Annotated in this window: 18 protein-coding genes; 3 read left to right on the forward strand and 15 right to left on the reverse strand. The window is 71.2% G+C overall.

The window, feature by feature from the left end; translation table 11 throughout:
• Positions 1-3 precede the first annotated feature (3 nt).
• The 5 genes from H5965_RS05215 to glf form a co-directional block, all read right to left on the reverse strand.
• The gene (locus H5965_RS05215) at positions 4-1,518 is read right to left on the reverse strand and encodes a hypothetical protein (protein WP_310968149.1); all 1,515 of its coding nucleotides are present in this window, start codon (positions 1,516-1,518) and stop codon (positions 4-6) included.
• 75 nt (positions 1,519-1,593) lie between these two features.
• Positions 1,594-2,343: a hypothetical protein gene (locus tag H5965_RS05220; protein ID WP_310968150.1), complete on the reverse strand. Its 750-nt coding sequence runs from the start codon at positions 2,341-2,343 to the stop codon at positions 1,594-1,596.
• 107 nt (positions 2,344-2,450) lie between these two features.
• Positions 2,451-3,401, reverse strand: a complete 951-nt coding sequence (locus H5965_RS05225; protein WP_310968151.1) for a decaprenyl-phosphate phosphoribosyltransferase — start codon at positions 3,399-3,401, stop codon at positions 2,451-2,453.
• Positions 3,398-3,916 (reverse strand): phosphatase PAP2 family protein, encoded by a 519-nt coding sequence (locus H5965_RS05230; RefSeq protein WP_310968152.1) that lies wholly within the window; start codon positions 3,914-3,916, stop codon positions 3,398-3,400. Before H5965_RS05230 ends, H5965_RS05225 begins: the two co-directional genes overlap by 4 nt.
• On the reverse strand, positions 3,909-5,132 hold the full coding sequence (gene glf, locus H5965_RS05235) for a UDP-galactopyranose mutase (protein WP_310968153.1): 1,224 nt from the start codon (positions 5,130-5,132) through the stop codon (positions 3,909-3,911). The genes H5965_RS05230 and glf overlap by 8 nt, the downstream gene beginning before the upstream one ends.
• Before the next feature lie 79 nt (positions 5,133-5,211).
• Between glf and H5965_RS05240 the strand changes: the two genes are divergently transcribed.
• Positions 5,212-7,221 carry a DUF6541 family protein gene (locus H5965_RS05240; RefSeq protein WP_310968154.1) on the forward strand — a complete coding sequence of 670 codons (2,010 nt, stop codon included), beginning with the start codon at positions 5,212-5,214 and terminating at the stop codon, positions 7,219-7,221.
• Positions 7,222-7,359: 138 nt separating this feature from the next.
• Here H5965_RS05240 and H5965_RS05245 read toward each other — a convergent pair whose 3' ends face one another.
• The gene (locus H5965_RS05245; RefSeq protein ID WP_310968155.1) at positions 7,360-8,241 is read right to left on the reverse strand and encodes an LLM class flavin-dependent oxidoreductase; all 882 of its coding nucleotides are present in this window, start codon (positions 8,239-8,241) and stop codon (positions 7,360-7,362) included.
• A gap of 151 nt (positions 8,242-8,392) precedes the next feature.
• Here H5965_RS05245 and H5965_RS05250 point away from each other — a divergent pair, with 151 nt between their 5' ends.
• Positions 8,393-9,190: an HAD family hydrolase gene (locus H5965_RS05250; protein ID WP_310968503.1), complete on the forward strand. Its 798-nt coding sequence runs from the start codon at positions 8,393-8,395 to the stop codon at positions 9,188-9,190.
• Here the strand turns inward: H5965_RS05250 and H5965_RS05255 are convergent.
• From H5965_RS05255 to H5965_RS05265, 3 genes are read right to left on the reverse strand one after another with little or no spacing between them, the layout of a single operon-like run.
• Entirely contained in the window at positions 9,187-9,915 is a 729-nt protein-coding gene (locus H5965_RS05255) for a lysophospholipid acyltransferase family protein (protein WP_310968156.1), read from the reverse strand. The genes H5965_RS05250 and H5965_RS05255 overlap by 4 nt on opposite strands.
• 9 nt (positions 9,916-9,924) lie before the next feature.
• On the reverse strand, positions 9,925-11,361 hold the full coding sequence (locus H5965_RS05260; RefSeq protein WP_310968157.1) for a hypothetical protein: 1,437 nt from the start codon (positions 11,359-11,361) through the stop codon (positions 9,925-9,927).
• Complete coding sequence (locus H5965_RS05265) at positions 11,358-13,001, reverse strand: hypothetical protein (protein ID WP_310968158.1); 1,644 nt, start codon at positions 12,999-13,001, stop codon at positions 11,358-11,360. The genes H5965_RS05260 and H5965_RS05265 overlap by 4 nt, the downstream gene beginning before the upstream one ends.
• A 267-nt stretch (positions 13,002-13,268) precedes the next feature.
• Between H5965_RS05265 and H5965_RS05270 the strand changes: the two genes are divergently transcribed.
• The gene (locus H5965_RS05270) at positions 13,269-15,134 is read left to right on the forward strand and encodes a DUF6541 family protein (protein ID WP_310968159.1); all 1,866 of its coding nucleotides are present in this window, start codon (positions 13,269-13,271) and stop codon (positions 15,132-15,134) included.
• Positions 15,135-15,272: 138 nt separating this feature from the next.
• Here H5965_RS05270 and H5965_RS05275 read toward each other — a convergent pair whose 3' ends face one another.
• From H5965_RS05275 to H5965_RS05300, 6 genes are read right to left on the reverse strand one after another with little or no spacing between them, the layout of a single operon-like run.
• A complete protein-coding gene (locus H5965_RS05275; RefSeq protein ID WP_310968160.1) occupies positions 15,273-16,229 on the reverse strand; it encodes a lysylphosphatidylglycerol synthase transmembrane domain-containing protein in 957 nt (318 codons plus the stop codon).
• Between the two features lie 12 nt (positions 16,230-16,241).
• Positions 16,242-17,486 carry an acyl-CoA reductase gene (locus H5965_RS05280; RefSeq protein ID WP_310968161.1) on the reverse strand — a complete coding sequence of 415 codons (1,245 nt, stop codon included), beginning with the start codon at positions 17,484-17,486 and terminating at the stop codon, positions 16,242-16,244.
• A complete protein-coding gene (locus tag H5965_RS05285; protein ID WP_310968162.1) occupies positions 17,483-18,535 on the reverse strand; it encodes an acyl-protein synthetase in 1,053 nt (350 codons plus the stop codon). The genes H5965_RS05280 and H5965_RS05285 overlap by 4 nt, the downstream gene beginning before the upstream one ends.
• Entirely contained in the window at positions 18,532-19,926 is a 1,395-nt protein-coding gene (locus H5965_RS05290) for an AMP-binding protein (RefSeq protein ID WP_310968163.1), read from the reverse strand. The genes H5965_RS05285 and H5965_RS05290 overlap by 4 nt, the downstream gene beginning before the upstream one ends.
• Positions 19,923-20,651, reverse strand: a complete 729-nt coding sequence (locus H5965_RS05295; RefSeq protein ID WP_310968164.1) for a glucose 1-dehydrogenase — start codon at positions 20,649-20,651, stop codon at positions 19,923-19,925. The genes H5965_RS05290 and H5965_RS05295 overlap by 4 nt, the downstream gene beginning before the upstream one ends.
• Entirely contained in the window at positions 20,644-20,889 is a 246-nt protein-coding gene (locus H5965_RS05300) for an acyl carrier protein (RefSeq protein WP_003096467.1), read from the reverse strand. Before H5965_RS05300 ends, H5965_RS05295 begins: the two co-directional genes overlap by 8 nt.
• Positions 20,890-20,893 lie beyond the last annotated feature (4 nt).

Consider the following 20,893-nt stretch of genomic DNA (forward strand, 5'->3'; position numbering starts at 1 on the left):
GCGTCACCTCACGGCGTGCGCGGGCACCAGGTAGAGGTTCTGGCTGCCCACCCACGGTGAGTCGATGTGCCAGCTCGCCAGGGCCGTCCGGGGTGGGGTGCGGCGGGTCGTCGCCAGGACCAGGTCCGGGCTCGTCGGTGCGATGCTGTGGTCGAAGTTGTGGAAGTTGGCCTCCAGCAGCGCCCGGCCCAGGTCGCCGCTGCGGCGCTTGGTCTCGGTGATGGCCGGGTCGACGGCTCCGCGGTCGGAGAACTCGTCGACCAGCTCGCAGTCGCACGCGTACGCCAGTGCGCCGACCTCGCCCGCCGTCTCGACCTTGCGGCCGTGGGCGATCGCCGCCAGCTCGTGGCCGATTTCGCGGTACTCCGTCGTCGAGGCGTGGTTGCTCGTGATCGGCGCGAACTGGCGGGGCAGGCCCGGCAGCGCGTACACCGCGGCACTCGCCACGAGCGCCGCTCCGGCCAGCGTCCACGTCGCACGCCGGACGCGCTCCGGGACCGCCGATGCGCAGGCGGCGAGGAAGATCGTCGCGCCGATGATGCTCGGCGCGTAGTACCAGTGGTAGGGCGGCACGCCCAGCTGGCTGTAGGCCAGGTAGTGCAGCGCGCCGGCGACGGCGAGCGCCGCGAACGGCCTCAGGCGGCGGGCCGTCTCGGAGCCGCGGCGGTACTGGACGAGCCACGCCATGCCGGTCAGGGCCGCCAGCAGCAGCGGCAGGAACGACAGCGCGGCCGCGGCCGGGAAGTTGCGCCAGTACAGCAGCGGGCCGTTGGTGAAGCTGAACGGGCCCCACGACTGCTGGCTGATCTTGATGACGAGCGTGTCCGGCACGGCCGAGCCGAGCACCACCCAGCTGAACCCGAACCACGGCAGCGTGACGGCGAGCGCCGCGAAGGCCGTCCGCCAGATGCCGGTCCAGAACTCGCGGCGGGCCGCGAACAGCACCGCGGCGATCAGCAGCAGGTCGATCCGGACGAGCGCGAGCAGGCCGATCACCACGCCCAGGCGGCCGGCCCGGCGCTCGCCGGCGTAGACCAGCGTCCACACGACGCCGGTGGCGCCGAGCGCGACCTCCAGGCCGATCGAGGACAGCAGCAGCGGGTTGACCAGCAGCAACGCGAACGTCAGCGGCGCGAACGCCGGCGGCAGGCCGGTGCGCTCGCCGAGCCGGCGCAGGCCCAGCACGAGCAGCACCTGCGCGGCGACGAAGACGACCCCGGCGGCCAGCACGGCGTCGCGCACGAGGAACGTGACCGCGCCGAGGGCCAGGACGTTCAGCGGGGACGTCGCGGTGTTGGCCGTCCCTTGCTCGATCAGGCCCCAGTGGCCGTGGAAGGCGAGGTTCTTCGCGTAGGACAGCGTGATGTAGGTGTCATCGATGAGATGGCTGCTGACCAGGGCGAACACGAGGGCGGAGGCGGCCGCGGCGCCCGCCGGCAGGGCCCAAGCGCGGGTGACGGGGATGGCCGCCGGCAGCGCGCGGACGGCTTTGGGGAGTTCTGCGGAGGCGCTTCGCATCCGGGATACCGTACCCCGCTCGTGATGCTTCTGTGATCTGAGCGGGGTACGGGTGGCCGAGGCCACAGTCGGGGATCAGATGCCGTCCCCGGTCCCGGAGCCGGCGTTGCCACGGCCGCCGAAGCCGGGCCCGCGGCCGTCGAAGCCCTGGTCGGGGCCGTTGTACTGGCGGTGCACGCCGGGACGGCCATCCCGCGGACCGTGGTGGCTCGCGGCTGCGATCCCGCCGACGATCCCCGCGCCGACGAGCATGCCGAGCACACCGACGGCGACGAGCTGGGTGGCCCGGTGACCGACGAACCGCCGGAACCCGCCGGCCTGCCGCGGAGCGGCTTGGGGTGGGCCCCAGGCGGCGTAGGGGTGGCCTGGGCCGGGCTGGCCGGTGGGTGGGGGCTCCTGGCCGTGGACGGCGGTCTGGTCGGCCGGGGTGCCGGATGCGGGCTGGCCGGACGCCGCCGGGTCGGCGGCACCTTGCGCGGCGGCAGAGGTCGGCGAAGCTGCGGGCTGGCCCGGGGCCGCAGGCTCGGCGGCGCTCTGCGCGGCGGCCGGCGTCGGCGAGGCGGCGGGCTGACCCGGGACCGCGGGCTCGGCGGCGCTCTGCGCGGCAGCCGGGGACGGCGAGGCGACTGGCTCGGCGGCGCTCTGCGCGGCGGCGGAGGTCGGTGAGGCGGCAGGCTGGCCCGGGACCGCCGGCTCGGCTGCCGCGGCGCTCGGCGCAGGGGTCTCGTTCGCCGCGGTGGGGGCGTCGGGCGCCGGGGTCGGGTGCTCGACTGTCGGCTGCTCGGCTCCGTCCGGGGCCTTTTGCTCGCGCGGCTGGTCGTTCATGGTCGCTCCTGTGGTCACGGGGACGGGCGCAGTGCCCGCCCCCACCACCTCAGGGTGCGCCCGTCAGCTGTGCGTGACCTGTAGCGAAGCTGTCGATTCGCGAAGAGTCACAGGTAGAACGACAGGAACAGGGTGATCACCCAGGTCGCGCCCAGCACCTGCAGGATGCGGTCCTTGAGCGCGATCTCCTCCGGCTCGCCCGCGATGCCGCCGTCGACGTCCACCGCGTACCTGAGCACCGCCACCAGGAACGGGACCATCGAGATCAGCGCCCACACCGAGTTGTGCTCGGTCTGGCGGATCTCGAACGCCCACAGGCAGTACGACATGATCAGGATCGCCGCCGAGGTCGCCCAGACGAACCGCAGGTAACTCGCCGAATACTTCTTCAGCGACGAGCGGATCTTCGCGCCGGTCCGCTCGAACAGCATGATCTCCGCGTAGCGCTTGCCCGCCACCATGAACAGCGAGCCGAACGCCGTGACCAGCAGGAACCACTGGGACAGCGCGATGCCGCCCGCCACGCCACCGGCGATCGAGCGCATCAGGAAGCCCGAGCCGACGATGGCCAGGTCGACCACCGGCTGGTGCTTGAGGCCGAAGCAGTAGCCGAGCTGGACGGCCTCGTAGACGCCCAGCACGACCGCCAGCTGCCAGCTGGCGAGGAACGACACGCCGAGGCCGGCCAGGAAGAACACGACCGCGGCCCCGTACGCGACGGGGACCGGCACGATGCCGGCCGCGATGGGCCGGTTGCGCTTGGTCGGGTGGGCGCGGTCGGCCTCGACGTCGATGGCGTCGTTGATGAGGTAGACCGAGCTCGCCACCAGCGAAAAGGCCACGAAGGCGATGACCGCGTCGATCAGGAGACCGGTGCGGTCGGTCGACTTCGAGAACGCGAAGAACGGGGCCGCGAAGACCAGGACGTTCTTCACCCACTGCCGCGGCCGCGCCGTCTTGATGACGCCGCCGACCAGGCCGAACGGCCCGCGTGACACACCAACCTCAGGAGTCACGGCAGTTTCGTCGCTGTCGCGCTGCTCGGTCGTCTCGCTCATGGGTTCTTCTTCAGCTTCCGTCGTATCAGACCACCGACGAGCCCCCCGAGAGCTGCACCGGCCAGAACGTCTGTCGGATAGTGAACGCCGAGCACGAGCCTCGAGGCCAGCATCGGCGGTACCAGGGCGGGCACCAGGTTACGCCCGGTCAATCCGGAGTAGAGCACCGCCGCCGCCGTAGTGGACGTCGCGTGCGACGACGGGAAGCTCAGCTTGCTCGGCGTGCCGACCAGGACCTCGACGCTCGAGTGGTCCGGTCGCGGCCGCCTGACCACGCGTTTCACCGCGATCGACGCCGCGTGCGCCCCGACGACACCCGCCGAAGCGACCAGCCAGTCCTTGCGCCGTTCCTTGTCGACCACAGCCCCGATCAGGCCGAGGCCGAACCAGCCCAGCGCGTGCTCGCCGAAGTGCGACATGCCGCGCGCAGCCTTCACCGAAGCTTCACTCTTCAGAAAGCTCTGCGCCTTCGCGAGGACCGCCACCTCTCCGGCGGGCTGCCCCTTCTCAAGCATCGAGGGACCCGTCGAGCGGCGCACCGTCGGTCAGGTGCGGGGCGATCTTGTTGTCGAACGCCGACAGCGCCGAGCCGATGGCCATGTGCATGTCGAGGTACTTGTACGTGCCCAGCCGGCCGCCGAACAGCACGTTCTTCTCGCGGGCCTCGGCCTTGGCCAGCTCGCGGTAGGCCTCGAGCTTCTCGCGGTTCTCCGGCGTGTTGATCGGGTAGTACGGCTCGTCGTCCTCGCCCGCGAAGCGGGAGTACTCGCGGAAGATGACCGTCTTGTCCTTGGGGTAGTCCCGCTCCGGGTGGAAGTGCCGGAACTCGATGATCCGGGTGTAGGGGACTTCCTGGTCGTTGTAGTTGACGACCGAGGTGCCTTGGAAGTCACCGGTCTCGGCGACCTCGGACTCGAAGTCGACGGTGCGCCAGGTGAACTTGCCCGCCGAGTAGCCGAAGTAGCGGTCCAGCGGCCCGGTGTAGACGGTCGGGGTGCCCGCCGGGATGTGCTCGCGGACGTCGAAGTAGTCGACGTTCAGCCGGATCTCGATGTTCTCGTGCTCGGCCATCTTCTCGAGCCACGCGGTGTACCCGTTGACGGGCAGGCCCTCGTAGGTGTCGTTGAAGTACCGGTTGTCGAAGTTGTAGCGGACCGGCAGGCGCGTGATGATGTTCTCGCCCAGGTTCTTGGGGTCGTTCTCCCACTGCTTCGCGGTGTAGCCCTTGATGAACGCCTCGTAGAGCGGGCGGCCGATCAGCGAGATCGCCTTCTCCTCGAGGTTCTGCGCGGCGGAGGTCTCGAACTCGGACGCCTGCTTCGCGATCAGCTCGCGCGCTTCGTCCGGGGTGTGCGACTTGCCGAAGAACTGGTTGATCAGGCCCAGGTTCATCGGGAACGAGTAGACCTGGTCCTTGACCCGCGCGAAGACGCGGTGCTGGTAGTTCGTGAACTCGGTGAACCGGTTGACGTACTCCCACACGCGCTTGTTCGAGGTGTGGAACAGGTGCGCCCCGTACTTGTGCACCTCGATGCCCGTCTCCGGGTCGGGCTCCGAGTACGCGTTGCCGCCGAGGTGGCTGCGTCGCTCGAGGACGAGGACCTTCTTGCCCAGCTCGGCCGCGGCCCGTTCGGCGACCGTCAGGCCGAAGAAGCCGGACCCGACGACGACGAGGTCGTAACCTGCGAAATCGTCTTCAGTAATCTTGGCGGGGTTCGTGTGCGCGCTCACGGGCGTCGAGGGTACGCAGGTCGGTCGCACGGCCCGCACCCACCTATCACATTTCGGCCTACGACACACCTGGAAAGCAGTGCCTGCACCCGAGGACTTCTGGAGCTACTTCGGCGCGGTGGCCACCTACCTGGCCGTGCTGGCGGTCCCCGGCGGGGTCGCCGGGTGGGCCGCCGGCCTGCGCGGCTGGGCCCTGGCCGGCCTCGCGCCGCTGCTCAGCTACGCCATCACCGGCCTGGCCGGGCCCTGGCTGGCCATCGCGCACATCCCGTACGGCCCGCTCAGCGTGGCCGCGGTCACCCTGCTGCTCGCCGGCGTGCTGTACGGCATGCGCCGCCTGGCCACCGCGCGCGGCTGGCTCACCCCTGGCGCCGAGGAGCCCGCCGTGCCCTGGACGCGCCGGGCCCACCTGGCCGTCGGGGCCTGCGTCGCGATCGCCGTCGCCGTGTCGATCGCCGTGGTCGTCTCCGGCCGCGGCGGGACGACCGCGGTGTTCCAGCGCTGGGACACCGTCTTCCACGCGAACGGCATCCGCTACATCGCCGAGACCGGCGACGGCTCGCTGACCGGCATGGGCACCATCAACTGGTACCCGGCCGGCTCCTTCTACCCGAACGCCTACCACCTGGTCGGCGCCCTGGTCTACGAGCTGTCCGGGACGTCGATCCCGGTCACGCTCAACGCGATCACGATGCCGATCGCCGGGCTGTTCGCCCTGGCCATGGCCGCGCTGGTCCGACAGCTCGGCGGCCGCGCGGTGTTCGCCGGCAGCGCCGCGCTGGTCGCCGGTGGGGCGACGACCGGGGCGTACGAGTCGGTGTCGAGCGGCCTGCTGCCGTTCGCGCTCGGCATCGTGCTGACGCCGCTGGCGGTGATCGCGCTGCAGCGGTTCGTCGCGCGGCCGGGCGTGGACACCGGGACAGTGCTCGCCCTGACCGCGACCGGCCTGCTCGCCGCGCACTCCAGCGCGCTGTTCGGGGCGATCCTGTTCGCGTTCCCGCTGGTGGTGCAGCGCTGGTACCGGGCACTGCGCGGCCGCCGCGTCGACGGCGTCCCCGAGGGCAAGCGGGCCTGGCGGGTCATCGGCGGCGACGTGCTGCGGATGGTGCCGGCGATGGTCTTCGCCGGCGTGCTGTCCGCGCCGATGATCCTCGGCGCGATCGGCTTCACGTCCGGCTCGTACCCGTACTACGCCTGGGGCTCGCACATGCCGGTGTGGAAGGCACTGGCCATGCTGGCGACGTTCAAGCAGGTGCTGCCGGTGCCGCAGATCTGGTTGACGGTGTTCCTCGCGATCGGCGTGCTGACGCTGGTGGCGCTGCGGCGGATGCGCTGGCTGGTGCTCTCGGCGCTCGGGCTGTCGGCGTTGTTCGTGGTGGTCGCCTGCTTCGGCGGCGAACACTGGGTCATCTCGCTGTCGCGGCCCTGGTGGAACGACCGGTTCCGGCTGATGGCGCTGGCGTCGATCCCGCTGTGCCTGCTCGCGGCGCACGGCATGAGCGAGACCCAGCGGTGGGTGGCGAAGCTCGCGAGCGGCCGCGCCTGGGTGCGCGCGCGGCCGTGGCTGACCGGCCGGGTGGGCCTGGCGACGGCGGTGCTGCTGGTCGTCGCGATGGGCGTGCTGACCGGCGGGTTCTACCGCGCGGCCAACGCCAAGACGGTGTCGCTGCTCTACTACAACGGCCTGCCCGGCGAGGTGGTCCCGCCGGTCAGCCAGGACGAGATCGACGCGATGGACCACCTCGGCACGCTCGGCATCCCCGCCGACCAGAAGGTGCTCAACGACCGGCTCGACGGCACGGCCTGGATGTACGCCCTGACCGGCGTGCACCCGGTGGCCGGCCACTACGACGCCGGCGTGGCCCCGCCGGACGCGCTCTACCTGGCCCGGCACTTCGTCGACTACGACAGCGACCCGCAGGTGCGCGCAGCCGTTCAGCGGCTGAACATCCACTACGTGCTGGTGGGCAGCGGCACCATCCGCCGGGACACGCCCATCGCGTGGGGCCTGCAGCACCTCGACGGGCACGACTTCCTGCAGGTCGTCTACCGGAACCCGGGCGCGGTCATCTACCGGATCGTGAAGTAGAACGCCCTCGTGGCCGCGGCGCCCCTCCGCGGCCACGAGGGCCCCCGCACCCCCGGGGTGATCTCGGTCGTCTGCAAAGTATCGACGCCCACGGACCGGCAATCGGTTTCCCGATCACCCCGATGTCACTCGTTCGGACTAACGCAGCTCCGGCAGGACGTCGCTCGCGACCTGCTCCAGCACGGCTTCCCGGCCTTCGTACGGCGACGACGACCGCGGCCAGTGCGAGATGACGTCGGTGAAGCCGAGCTCCTTCGCCCGGCCCACGGCGTCGCGGAACGCCTCCACGCTGCTCAGCGAGAACACCGGTGACGCGTCCAGGCTGAGGAACCGCTGGATGCTCGCGCGGTCGCGGCCCGCCGCGTCCAGCCGCCCGTCGAAGACCTCGGTGAGCTGCTCGATGCCGGCCCACCACTCGTCGGCGGTCTCGCCGCCCTTGCCGGTCGTCACCCAGCCCGCGCCGAAGCGCGCGGCGAGGGTCATCGTGCGCGGGCCGTTCGCCGCGACGACGAACGGCAGCCGCGGCCGCTGGACCGGGCCGGGCAGGTTGCGGGCCTCGCGGGCCCGGTAGTACTCGCCGTCGAAGTCGAACTTGTCGGTCATGAGCAGCCCGTCGAGCGCCTCGACGAACTCGGTGAAGCGGTCCACGCGCTGCTTGGCCGTCAGCTCGGGGCCACCGAGCACCGCGGCGTCGTAGCGGAGGTGGTCCACACCCGCGCCGACGCCGAGGACGAACCGGCCGTCCGAGATGTCGTCGAGGGTGTTGAGCTCCCGCATGAACGGCACGGGGTGCCGGGCGACCGGGGACGCCACGAACGTGCCGAGCCGGATGCGGGACGTCACCGTCGCCGCCGCGGTCAGGGTCGGGATCGCGGAGAACCACGGGCCGTCGACCAGGTTGCGCCAGCCGAGGTGGTCGTAGGTCCAAGCGTGGTCGAAGCCGTACTCCTCGGCGGCACGCCACTTCGGCTCGGCGGCCCACCAACGATCTTCCGGAAGAATGACGATGCCTACTCGCACAATGCGAAAAGTAACAGTGAAGCGAAGCTTCTCCGTTGAGGGTGGCGGTGGGGAGGAAGGAGGAGACTATCGGTCACCACCGGCTGTCGCACGGACGGGAACGTCTTCGCCCGAACGAGTCAGGGACAATGACGGGGTGGAGAGACCCCAGTTGATCGCGTCCGACGTCGACGGCACCCTGCTCGGCCCCTCCGAATCCCTGACCGGCCGCACGATCGCCACCGTGCGCCGGGCGATCGACGCGGGCGTGCCGTTCGTGCTGGCCACCGGGCGGCCGCCGCGCTGGATCGCGCCCGTGGCCGGGCCACTCGAGCTGACCGGGTACGCGGTGTGCGCGAACGGCGCCGTCCTGTACGACTGCGGCCGCGAGGAGGTCGTCGCGGTGCACGGCCTGCTGCGGCCCGAACTGCTCCACGACATCGCGCACGCGCTGGACAAGGCCCTGCCCGGCTGCCGGCTGGCCACCGAGCGGGTCAGTACCGGCGCCGACCACGATATGCGCAACTTCGTGATCGAACCGGACTACCACAACCCGTGGGGCGACGGCGAAGGCCGCACCGCGCCGCGGGCCGAGGTGCTCGGGCACCCGGCGATCAAGCTGCTGGTCAGCCACCGCGGGATGTCGTCGGAGGAGATGGCGGACGCGGTGAACGCGCTGTTCGACCGGGACGTCGACGTGACGTACTCGTCGTCGGGCGGGCTGGTCGAGCTGTCCGCGCACGGCATCACCAAGGCGACCGGGCTCGCCGACGTCGCCGGGCGGCTCGGGGTCGAGCCCGAGCGGGTGATCGCCTTCGGCGACATGCCCAACGACGTCGAGATGCTCCGGTGGGCCGGTCACGGCGTCGCGATGCAGAACGGGCACCCGCAGGCGCGGTCCGTGGCCGACGAGATCACCGGCCCGGCCGGCGAGGACGGCGTCGCCCAGGTGCTCGAGCGGTGGTTCTAGGGGCGGTCGAGCTCGGCCGCTTCGGCCGGGGTCGGCGCCGTGCCGCCCAGGTGGGCGGGCAGCCACCAGCGTTCCTCGTCGGACGCCGGCTGGTCCGGGTACTCGGCCTGGGCGCGGTCGAGCAGCGCGCTCATCCGGGTGCGCAGCTCCTTCGTGACGACGTCCCAGTCGTCCCCCTTCGCCGGGTGCATCGGCTCGCCGATGAGGATCGAGATCGGCACGTGCCGCCGGGTCAGGTCCTTCGGGCGGCCCTTCGTCCACAGCCGCTGGGTGCCCCACAGCGCCATCGGCACGACCGGGACGCCGGCCGCCGCGGCCATCCGGACCGCGCCCGACTTGATCTCCTTGACGGTGAACGACTGGCTGATGGTGGCCTCGGGGAAGACGCCGACGACCTCGCCGGCCTGCAGCTTCGCGAGCGCCTCGCGGTAGGAGGCCAGCCCGGCGGAGCGGTCGACGGAGATGTGGTGCATCCCGCGCATCAGCGGCCCGGCGATCTTGTTGTCGAAGATCTCCTTCTTCGCCATGAACCGCGTCAGCCGCTTGGCCGGGCGCGCGCCGAGCCCGCAGAAGATGAAGTCCAGGTAGCTCACGTGGTTGCACGCGATGACCGCGCCGCCGCGGCGCGGGATGTGCTCCGCGCCCTCGATCCGGATGCGGTTGTCGAGTACCCGGAACATCGTCCGGGCCGCCGCGATCACGGGCGGGTAAACCAGGTCGGCCATCCGGCCAGGTTACGGGACCGTAGGTTCGGCGCGGCGGTTCAGCGGGGAAGAACACAATACGAGCGCGAGCAAGAGCGAAAACAGCGCGACGGACTGGTGCTTGATGCCTTCGATGCCGTCGCCGAGGGCCGCGGTGCCGAACTGCGTCACCGAGACCGCGAACAGGAACGCCAGCACGACGCCGAGCGCGTCCCGCCGCCGCGACCAGGCCCTGAGCAGCACGAACAGCCAGATGGGGACCAGCGCGAACAGCCCGAGCGGGGCGAACAGGCCGGTCAGCCACGACACGACCGGCACCCGGTACTCCTGCGCGTGCGGCGGGAAGCCGGCGTCCCGGTCGAAGCTGCCGAGGTAGTCCGGCCGGGCGGCGAGCTGGTCGGTGGCGGCGCGGTCGAGCACGGCCAGGGTCCGGCCGGGGTGGGTCGCGAAGTACGTCACGACGTTCCGGCGGCTGATCTTGTCGCGGTACCGCGGGTACAGCGGGTCCGTCGTCGCCGGGTGCGGGTGCCACCAGCCGTTGCCCGCGTACTGCGCGAACGACGGCGGTAGTCCGAGGGCGGCCAGGTCGGCCTGGGTGTCGTGCTTGCCGTCGACGATGTTGAGGAAGATCGAGTTGAAGACGTTGATCTCGCGGGAGTCGTCGCCCGGGAAGGCGCTGTAGGTGCCGTCGGGCGCTCGGGCGGGCTCGACGCTCTGCTGCGCGGAGAGCGTGACAGCGCCGATCGCGCCGATGACCAGCACCGCCGACGCCCACCGCTTGGCCCCGCTCAGCGTGCCCGGGCGGACCAGCAGGATCGCCAGCGCGAGGATCGGCAGGATGATCAGCGTCTGGACCTTGGCGTTGACCGCCAGGACGCCGCCCGCGAACGTCACCGCCATCCCCGCGTAGCTCCACCGGCCTTCTCGGGCGGTCAGGAGCAGGCCGCCGACGGCCAGCAGCAAGCCGAGGAAGGCCGCGCCTTCGCCGAGGATCGCCGCGAAGTAGCCGAAGAACGCCGAGTCCGCGACGACCAGCAGGAGCCCGGCCGCCACGAACAGCCGGGTCCGGCGCGGGTGTGGCAGGCCGAGCACGATGGCCGTGATCGCGGCCGCGGCGATGATGCTGCTCAGCAGGCCCAGGATGACCAGGCTCAGCGTGCCGTGGAGGCCGATCAGCCGTCCGACGCGGACGGCCAGGTCCGCGAGCCAGCTCTGCGTCAGCAGGTACGTCGGCCGGCACGGCGGTCCCGGCGCGGGTGGGTAGGTGAGGTGGACGAACGGCTCGGGCAGGCCCTTCCAGGTGATCCCGGCGCCGCACAGCACGCGTCCGCCGTCGCCGTTGTTGGACATCGCGATCGGGCGCGGCACCAGGAACCGCACCACGAACAGGGCGAGCGACGCGCCGAACACCCCGATCCCGAGCCGCGCTTCCGCGCCCAGCTGCCGGTCCGGGGCCTCGAGCTTCACGAAGGACAGGGTACGTAGCGGAAGTCCGGGCCCTTGTCGAGGTCGGCGACCAGCGACTTCGCCTGTTCCGCCCGCGGGTACACCGAGACCCAGTAGGGCGTGCCGACGCGGCGGAAGGTCGCGACCTCGTACTTGCCCGCGTACACCGGGTCGATCACGCAGTGCTGGCGGTCGGCGTAGCCGCCCTCGGCGGGCACGGCGACGGTCGGCCGGCGGCTGTTCACCACGTAGTCGTAGTCGGTCGCGACGCCTCCGTCGTGCCGCCCTTCGCGCGCGATGTGGTCATCGGTGCGGCCGAGGACGTCGATGATGAGCAGCTGCCCGCCGTGGGCGGCGAGGGCGCCGGGCGCGGCGGCGCTGACGACGGAGCCGGGCGGCAGGTAGTCGCCGAGCCAGTCGCCGATTTCGGCGAGTTCGGTGCCGTGCGAGTGCCAGACGCGGACCCGGTCGAGCATCTCGGGGCTGAGCACCGAGACGAGGACCGCGATGCCGGCCAGCCCGCAGGCGGTCACCGGGACGAGCCGCGGCGTGACCTGCTTCGGCCACGGCGACGGCTTCGCCACGACGTCCACGGTCAGCACGCCGTACGTCCCGGCGGCCGCGACGGCCAGCAGCGGCGGGATCGGGGCCAGCAGCCGCCACGACGGACCGGGGTCGCCGCCGATGAGCACGGCCGCCGCGGCCAGCCCGGCGGCCATCGCGAACAGCAGCCAGAGTAGCGCCCGAGCCTCCACGGCTTCGGTGCGACGCAGCAGCAGGGCGACCGCGGCGACCAGCCCCAGCAGCAGGAACCCCTGGTGGGCCAGGGCGAATCCGGCGAGGTACGGCCAGCCCGTGGCGAGGTGCTCATCGAGCGGCCCACCGAGCTTCGCGGCCAGCGGGGCGGGGAGGAAGTGCTGGTAGAACGTCGCGCGCCAGGCCAGCCGCGGGATCAGGAAGACCAGCGCACCGAGGACGTACCCCACCGGCGCCCACCAGCTGTGCTTTTCCTTGAGGGCGGCCCCGGCCAGCCACAGGCCGGCCAGCACGGCGACCACCAGGCCTTCCGGGCTGGTCATCACGGCGAAGGCGACCACCACCCCGGCGACCACCGGGCGGCGCGCCGCGAGCGCGTACCCGACGGCGAGGACGAGGAGCACGAACAGCGGGACTTCGGAGCCCGAGGCACCGTAGACGGCGAGGCCGCCGGCGCTCGCGGTCAGCACCGCCGCGGCCACGCCGATCGCGGGCCGCGGCGCGGCGCCGGCCGCGGTGACGATCCGGTTGGCCAGGAAGTACGCCAGGAGCACGCAGCCGAGGGCGGCGAGGACCCCCAGGACGACCGCCGTGGTGCGGATGTCGGCGCCGAACGCGGCACGCGGCAGCGCGACCAGGACCAGCCAGAGGAAGTTCGTGTACCCCTCGACGCGTTCGCCGGGGTTGAAGACCGGCCCGTTGCCGTCGGCGATGTTCTGCGCGTAGCGGAAGGTGACCAGCGCGTCTTCGGTGACGGTCGCGAACAGCAGCTGGTGCAGCAGCGAGAGGCCGAGTGCGAGGGTGAGGACGAAGGCGCGCAGGCCGCGGTCGGCGTCGAGGCGGGTCCAGGTCAGCACCACGATCGCGGCGACGACCAGCCACGCCACCACGACCGCGTAGACCACCCGGCCCCCTCCGCCTCGCACCGCACCCGCCCGGCCGGCTCCCCGGCCAGGTTATCGATCATCGGCGGCGAAGTGTTTCGCGTGGATCGATCACGGGACCGAATGGGGGTGGATCACTTCGCCGGCGACAGTCAATCAGGGAAATTCACCGGTCAGAATAACCCGATCGGGTGTCGCCTCGGAGGGCCGAAGTGACGTCCTGAAAAAGCGCCGATCGGGCTATCCCGTCGACGCGACGAGCCGGTCATTCCCGGCTTAGTCTCCACCGTGCTCTCCGCAGGCATCGCCATTGTCGTCATCGCCGGGCCGGGTCTCCTGATCGGTCTCGCGGCGGGTTTGCGCGGCTGGGTCCTGGCCGGGACGGCGCCGTTGCTGAGCTACGCCGTCGGCGGGCTGACCGGTCCGTGGGCCGCCGTGGCCGGGCTGCCGTTCACGCCGCTGACGTACGCGGTGTCGACGGTCGTGTTCGCCGGGATCGCTTTCGGTGTGCGGAGGTTCACGGTGCGCGGCCGGTCGCCGGAACCGCCATTGTGGACGAGAAGTGGACACCTGGCGGTACTGGCCTGCCTGCTGTTCGCGGCCGCCACCGGGGTTTGGGCGGCCCTGCTCGGGATGGGCCGGATCGGGGCGCTGCCCCAGGGATTCGACGCGGTCTACCACGGCAACGCCGTTCGCTACCTCGCCGACACCGGCGACGGCAGCCTGTTCGGCACGGGCCACGTGAACTGGTACGGCGACGCGCCACCGGTGTTCTACCCCAACGCCTACCACCTGCTGGCGTCGGTGACGTACCGGCTCGGCGGCGGGTCGATCCCGGAGACGCTGGACGCGAACACCGTGCTGCTGCCGGGCTTGCTGGCGCTGTCGCTGGTGACGCTGGTGCGGGAATTCCGCGGCCGGGCCGTGCTCGCGGGCGCCGTGGCGCTGACGGCGGTGGCGCCGGTGACGGGCGTCTACGAGTCGATGAACCGCGGGCCGCTGCTGCCGTTCGCGCTGGGCGTGACGCTGACGCCGTTGGCCGCGGTGGCGCTGCGGCGGTACCTGGAGCGGGCCGCGCCGGACACCGGGCTGGTGCTGGTGCTCGCCGCGGTGGGGCTGCTGTGCATCCACCCGTCGACGTTGTTCGGCGGGATCCTGTTCGCGGTTTCGATGCTGGGGCAGCGCTGGCTGGCGGGGTGGCGCCGGCTCGGCCGCGATCTGCTGGCGTTGCTGCCGATCGCGGTGGTGTCGCTGCTGGTGGCGTGGCTGCAGCTGTTCGGAGCGCTGGGGCTGGCGTTGCCGTACTACGGCTGGCCGAGCGAGTACCGCGCGTCGACGGCGTTGGGCGCCCTGCTGGGGTTCCAGCACTTCGAGCCGCACCCGCAGGTGTGGCTGTCGGTGGCGTTGTTCTTGGGGATCGTGTTCTTCGCGCGGGCGGGTGAGCTGCGCTGGATCGGCCTGACGGCGTTGGTGACGGGGTTGGCGTACGTGACGGTGGCGTCGTCCAACGCGCCGATCGTGATGGCCCTGTCCCGGCCCTGGTGGGACGACCCGTTCCGGTTCTTCTCGATGGCGGCGGTCCCGCTGTCGGTCCTGGCGGCCCACGGCTTGGCGTCGGCGCAGGCGTGGCTGCGCGACCGGCTGCCGTCGCAAGTCCAGGTGGTCGCCTTGCTGGTCCTGCCCGGGTTCGTGCTGCTTTCGAACGGGCTGTACGTCCGGTCGAACGGCGACCAGGTGTACCCGGGCTACCAGGCGGCGGACCCGTCGACGCTGCGCGTCACACCCGGCGAGCAGGCCGCGATGCTGGCGCTCGGCACCCTGGCCGCGCCCGGCGAGTGGGCGATGAACGACCGGTTCGACGGAACCGCGTGGACTTACGCTTTGACGGGAATTCGAACCGTCGCCGGGCATTTCGACGAAACTTCCCCACCGTCGGACGCGGTGTTGCTGGCGAACCGCTTTCGAAACTATTCGACGGATCCGGCGGTGCGGGCGGCGGTGCGCCGGTGGAACATCCATTGGGTCATTTCGGGAAAGCCGTCCGGTGATCCGGGCCGGCCTTATCAGCCGGGGCTGGTCGGTTTGGCGGGCGAGCCGTTCTTGACGGTGGTCTACCGCAACCCGGACGCGGTGATCTACCGGCTGACGCCGTGAGTTGTCCACATGTGCGCAACCCCTGTGGACAACCTGGGGACAACGTCAGGCAGGGGCGCTGGCTCGCGTACCCAGGCGGACGACACGCGTACCGGGATGGACGACACACGTACCTGGGCGGACGACACGGCGGGAGGGTCAGGCGGAGCGGGCGGTGCGGGCGGCGACCGCGGCGAAGCCGGCCGTGAGCAGGTCGGCGACCGTGAACATCACGCGGGAGGCGACCGCGAACGCGGTGGCCTGGCCGACCGTCAGGCCGCTCGCCGTCAGGACCGCCACCTGGGCCACCTCGCGGACGCCGACGCCGCTGGGGAGGATGAACGCGAACGTGCCCACCGTCATCGCCACGGCCATCGCGCCCACGCAGAGCACGAAGCCGCTCAGGCCCGGGGTGCCCACCGAGTTGGCCAGGAGCCAGAGGTGGACGCCCTGCAGGCACCACGCCGCCGTCGAGGCGCCGAACACCTTGCCGATCACCGCCCAGCCGAGCGGGTGGGCCAGCGGGGGGCGGCGGAGGATCCGCAGGACCAGGGACGTGCCCCAGGTCAGGATCTTCGGGTGCAGCATCGCCAGGCCGAGCGGGATGAGCACGAACAGCCACAGCGCGCGCGGGCTGTTGCTGAACACCGCCGGGGCCGCCAGGAGCGACACCACCAGCGCCGACACCACGCCCACGCCGAGCTGGATCAGGGAGCCGGTGAAGATCCGGGCGCGGGCCAGGCCCGCCTTGCGGCCCAGCTCCATCTGCAGCAGGTACGCCCAGACCGACCCCGGCACGTACTTGCCGAGCGAGCCGACCAGGCAGATCTGGGCGCCCTGGGCGTAGCCGATCGGCTTGCCCAGGTCGTCGACCATCACCTGCCAGCCCCAGGTCGAGACCAGGATGGCCGCGACCAGGGCGACCAGGCTCAGCAGGGACGACTCCCAGGCGACGTCGCGCAGGGTGTGCCAGAACTCGCCCCAGTTGGCCGCCAGCTGCTTCGCCGCGAAGCCGATGACCAGCAGGATCGCCACCCACCGGACGACGTCGAGGATCTTCGCCCGGGTGGACTTCGGCTGCTTTCCGGCAGCCGGCAGGTCCTCAACTGTCGTCATCGACGGCTCTCCTCAGGCCTGCACCGTGACCAGGCGGCTGAACTCGGAGAGCAGATCGTAACCGTCCCACACCGCGGAGAAGGTCAGGGCGGAGCCGAACGGCACGATCCGGTCGACGCCGCGGCCCGCGAGCTCGTGCGCGAACGCCGTCAGCTCCTCGGCGGTGAAGCCGAACTGACTGACCGTCTGGTCCTTCCGGAGGACGATCGGCACCAGGTCGGCCAGCGAGGACACCCGCGCGTTGGCGAACGTGCCCGCGCCGAGCCACTCGCGCGGCAGCACCGCCGGGTCGGTCAGCTCCAGCGTGGCCAGGCCGTTGCCCTGGAACTCGATCTCCTTGACCAGCCCGTCGACCGCCGCGCCGTACGCCGAGACGCGCTTCTGGACCGCCATCGCCGGCTCGGTGACGTGCTGCTTCGTCTCCAGCACCGAAGCCAGCAGCGTGCGGAACTCGCTCCCGGCCGCGGACGCACCCGCTTCGTCGCCGACCCAGAACACCGCGCGCGGCGACGAGCAGGCAGCCTGGTCGAACCAGTACGAGTCGTTGTAGAAGCCCTCCGCGGCCGCGCGCCGCTCTTCGGCGGACGCCCGCTGCCAGCCCGCCACCGACGCGACGGCGAAGGACGAACGGTCCGGGAACGTCAGGTCACGCGCGTGCGGGGCCAGGGGGTACTTCCGCAGGGCCGCGACCGAGCCGTCGCCGCCCCAGATGACGCGCAGGTCGGCGGCCAGCGACAGGGCGCCGCTCACCTCGTCGCTGCGGTCGTAGGTCACCATCCGCTGGGTCGCGCGCACGGCGTCGGCCACTGATGAGTCCACTTCGGACAGTGCGGCGTTCAGCGCCTCCAGCACCGCCTCGGCGGCCCCGGCCGAGCGCGACGAGACCCGCACGACGTTGTGGTTGCCCGCCAGCGCGGACAGCGCCCACGAGTAGACGAAGATCGTGTCGACGTTCGCCGGCGGCACGTGGAAGACCAGCCCGCGCGGGAACCGCAGCGCGTTCCCCGAGGTGTCCAGAGTGGACAGCGCCTTGGCGATTTCGCCCTTGCGCAGGAAGAAGCCGAGCGACGCGAGCTCCGGGAACCGGCGCGCGGTGGCCGGGGCGAGCAGCTTGCGGGCGAACTTCGTGACGAACTCGACGATCCGCGGGTCGCCGACGCGCAGCCGACCGCCCGGCGGCGAAGCGCGCAGCTCGTCGACCAGGGAACCGACCTCGATCGGGGCCGAAGCGGGGAACCGCTGGGTCAGAGAAGTCACGCCGCCGCTCCCGAGAACGTGTCGGAGCACCCGCGGGCCTCCGCCTTCGGCAGCCGCCCGAGCACCGAGAAGTGCTTGCCCGGCCAGTCGCCGTCGTCGATGCCGTTGTAGACGCCCAGGTCTTCGGTCAGCAGCACGTGCCCCGGGTACGACCGCGGCAGCGTCGAGACGACCTCGATCACGCCCGGCTCCCCGACCGGCTGCTCTTCCCACGTCTCCGGGTTCCGGATGACGACGTCGGCGAAGTCCGGGCAGTACAGCGAGTTCCCGGACGGCCCTTCGAGGAACACCGTGCCGATCTGCTCGATCATCCCGTAGTAGTTGTGGATCCGGGTCAGGCCGGTGTCCTCTTTGAACCGCCGCCGGAACTCGGTGTTGTCCACCGCGCGGTCGATCAGCTTCTTCCAGCCACCGCTGTGGATCAGGATGCCGTTCGACAGGTCGAGCCCGTGGTCCCGCGCCACCTCGTAGAGGTACAGCCACACCATGAACGTGAAGCCGAAGATCAGGAACGGCTTGTCGCCGTACTCGGCGAGGAACTTCTTGACCGCCTCGACGTCCGGCTGGTCGTTCTCGTCGAGCACGTACGTGTGCTTGCGGCCGAAGTTCGCCATGCCCAGCACACCAGCCCCCCGCGCGGAGAACGAGCGGCGGTTCTTGATGATGCCGATCGTGTCGACCATCAGCATCGGCAGCCGCTCCCCGCCGAGGACCTCCTGCAGCGTCGCGCCCAGCTGCTTGGTCTGCGCGCCCGCCGCCTCCTTGTCCAGGTAGATCCGGGACGCGCCGGCGCCGGTGGTGCCCGACGACGTCAGCGTCTTGAAGACCTCGCTGTCCGGGACGGACTTCAGGTCGTGTGTCTTGAACATCCGCACCGGCAGCCACGGCAGGTCCGCGATCGAGCCGAAACGCGCGTCCGCAGCGATCCCCAGCGACGACAGGATCCGGTCGTAGCCTTCGGAATTCGCCCGGTGGTGGGCCGTCAGCGAGGCCAGCTCGGGCAGCAGCAAGGCCTCCCGGTCGGCCTGCGACCGCGTGAACACACTCATACCCGCCCCTCCAAGGTCCGGTAGTCGATCTTGCCGCTGGCCAGCAGCGGCACGGTTTCGATCGGGCGGACGTCGAACCCGCTGGCGTGCAGGTGCAGCCGCTCGGCCAGCGCCCGCGACGCGTCCTTGCAGATGCCGGTGTCGGCGCCCTCGGCGAACAGCACGACCTTGTCGCCCGCCGCCACCGCGGCCACCACGTCGATCCCGACCGCCGCCGTGCGCACGGCCTGCTCGAGATCGTCGAGGCTGACGCGGTTGCCGAACACCTTGCCGATGCGCTTGAGCCGGCCGGTGATGAACAGGTACCCCTCTTCGTCGAGGTACCCGAGGTCACCGGTGGCCAGCACGCCACCGTATTCGTCGCCCTTGGCCAGTCCGGACTCGTCGTCCGCATAGCCCATCATCACGTTGGGCCCACGGTAGACGACCTCACCGACAATTTTCGGGTGCGTGGTCTCCGAGCCGTCGTCGCGACGGACCGCGAACTTGCCGCCCGGCAGCGCCGGCCCGGCGGAACCGAGCTTTTCGGCCAGCTTTTCGGCGGGCACCGTCGTCATCCGCGGCGCCGCCTCGGTCTGGCCGTACATGACGTACATCCGGCCGCCGACGGCGAGCATCTTCTCGTTGAACTCGGCGACCAGTTCGTCGCGCAGCTTCCCGCCGGCCTGCGTCAGCGTCCGCAGCGTGGGGTACTTCGCGGGGTCGAACTTGAGCCGCCGCAGCATTTCGTAGTGGTACGGGACACCCGAGAGCGACGTGACGCGGTGGGTGTTCACCGCGTCCCAGAAGCCGCGGCCGAGCACGCCGGACGGCTCGATCACGACGGTCGCGTCCCGCACCAGGTGCGAGTTCAGCACCGACAGGCCGTAGCTGTAGTGCAGGGGCAGGCAGGTGGGCGCGACCTCGTCGGCGTCGATGTGCAGCACCTGCGCGATGGCGTCGGCGTTCGAGAGGATCGCCTGGCGCGAGAGCCGGACGAGCTTCGGGTTGCCGGTCGAGCCGCTGGTCGGCAGCAGGACGGCGAGGTCGGGGTGCGGCACGACCCCGTCGGCCGACGTGCGGACCCAGTCGGCACCCCGTGCGGCATACCCGTCGGGCGCGGCACCCGAAGCCGACAGCACGGCCGCCGGCCGGAACCGCGAGACCAGCCCGGCCAGCACGTCCGCGTCCAGCGCCGGGTCGATCAGCGCGATCGCCCGCCCGGATTCGAACGCGCCCAGGTAGGTCAGCACGCTGTCCAGGTCGACCGACATCCGCGCGAACACGACGCCGGTGGGCAGCGCCGCCAGCTTCTCCATCGCCCGGCCGACCGCGGCCGACAGTTCCGCGCCCGCCAGCGTGCGGCCCCCGGCCACATCGACCAGCCGGGCTCCCGCACCCAACAGCGTCACAGCACCAAGCCTCCGTCGATCCCCAGCACCTGGCCGGTGATGAACGACGCTTCGTCGCTCACCAGGAACCGGATCGCGTTCGCCACTTCTTCGGGCCGGCCCAGGCGCCCGAGCGGCGTCTTGCCGGCGTTCTCCGCCTTCGCGTCCTCGCTCAGGCCCGAGGTGAGATCGGTCTCGATGACGCCCGGCGCGACCGCGTTGACGCGGATGCCGGACCGGCCGAGCTCCTTCGCCGCCGACCGCGCGATGTTCGCCACCGCCGCCTTCGACGCCGCATACACCGTCTGACCGGCGCTTCCGTACTCGCCGACGATGGAGGCGAGCACGACGATCGCCCCCGACTTCTTCCGCATCATCGCCCGGGCCGCGGCCTGGACGGTGTGCAGCGTGCCGGCGACGTTCGTGCTCAGCGTCGTGTCGACGAGGTCTTCCTTGATCATGCCGAGGAGCGCGTCCTCCATGATCCCGGCGTTCGCGACGACGACGTCGAGCTTCCCGTGCTCCTTTGCGACCCCCCTGACCAGCGAAGACACCGCTTTGGCGTCGGTGACGTCCAGCGCGAGCCCGGAAGCGCCCACGGAGGCCGCCGCTTCCTTCGCGCGAGCTTCGTCACGTCCGGTCAGCACCACCGTCGCGCCCGCTTCCACCAGAGCGCGGGCGGTGGCCAGGCCGATCCCCCGCGTCCCGCCCGTGACGAGCGCGACGCGACCGGACAAATCAGTCATTCTTCGACTGGAGCTCGGTGACCATGTCGACGGCGACCTTGAAGCTCGACATGTCGATGACCTGGTCGGTGTCGAACTCGACGTCGAACTCGTCCTCGATGGCCGCGACCAGCGCCATGTGGCCGACCGAGTCCCACGCCTCGATGTCGCGGTACTTCAGGTTCTCGACGTCGACACCGCCGTCGAGGTCCAGCGCCTCGACGAAGACCTCGCGCAGCTTGGGGGCGACTTCGGACATGCGT

The organism is Amycolatopsis sp. 505 (assembly GCF_031625235.1).
Lineage (GTDB): Bacteria > Actinomycetota > Actinomycetes > Mycobacteriales > Pseudonocardiaceae > Amycolatopsis.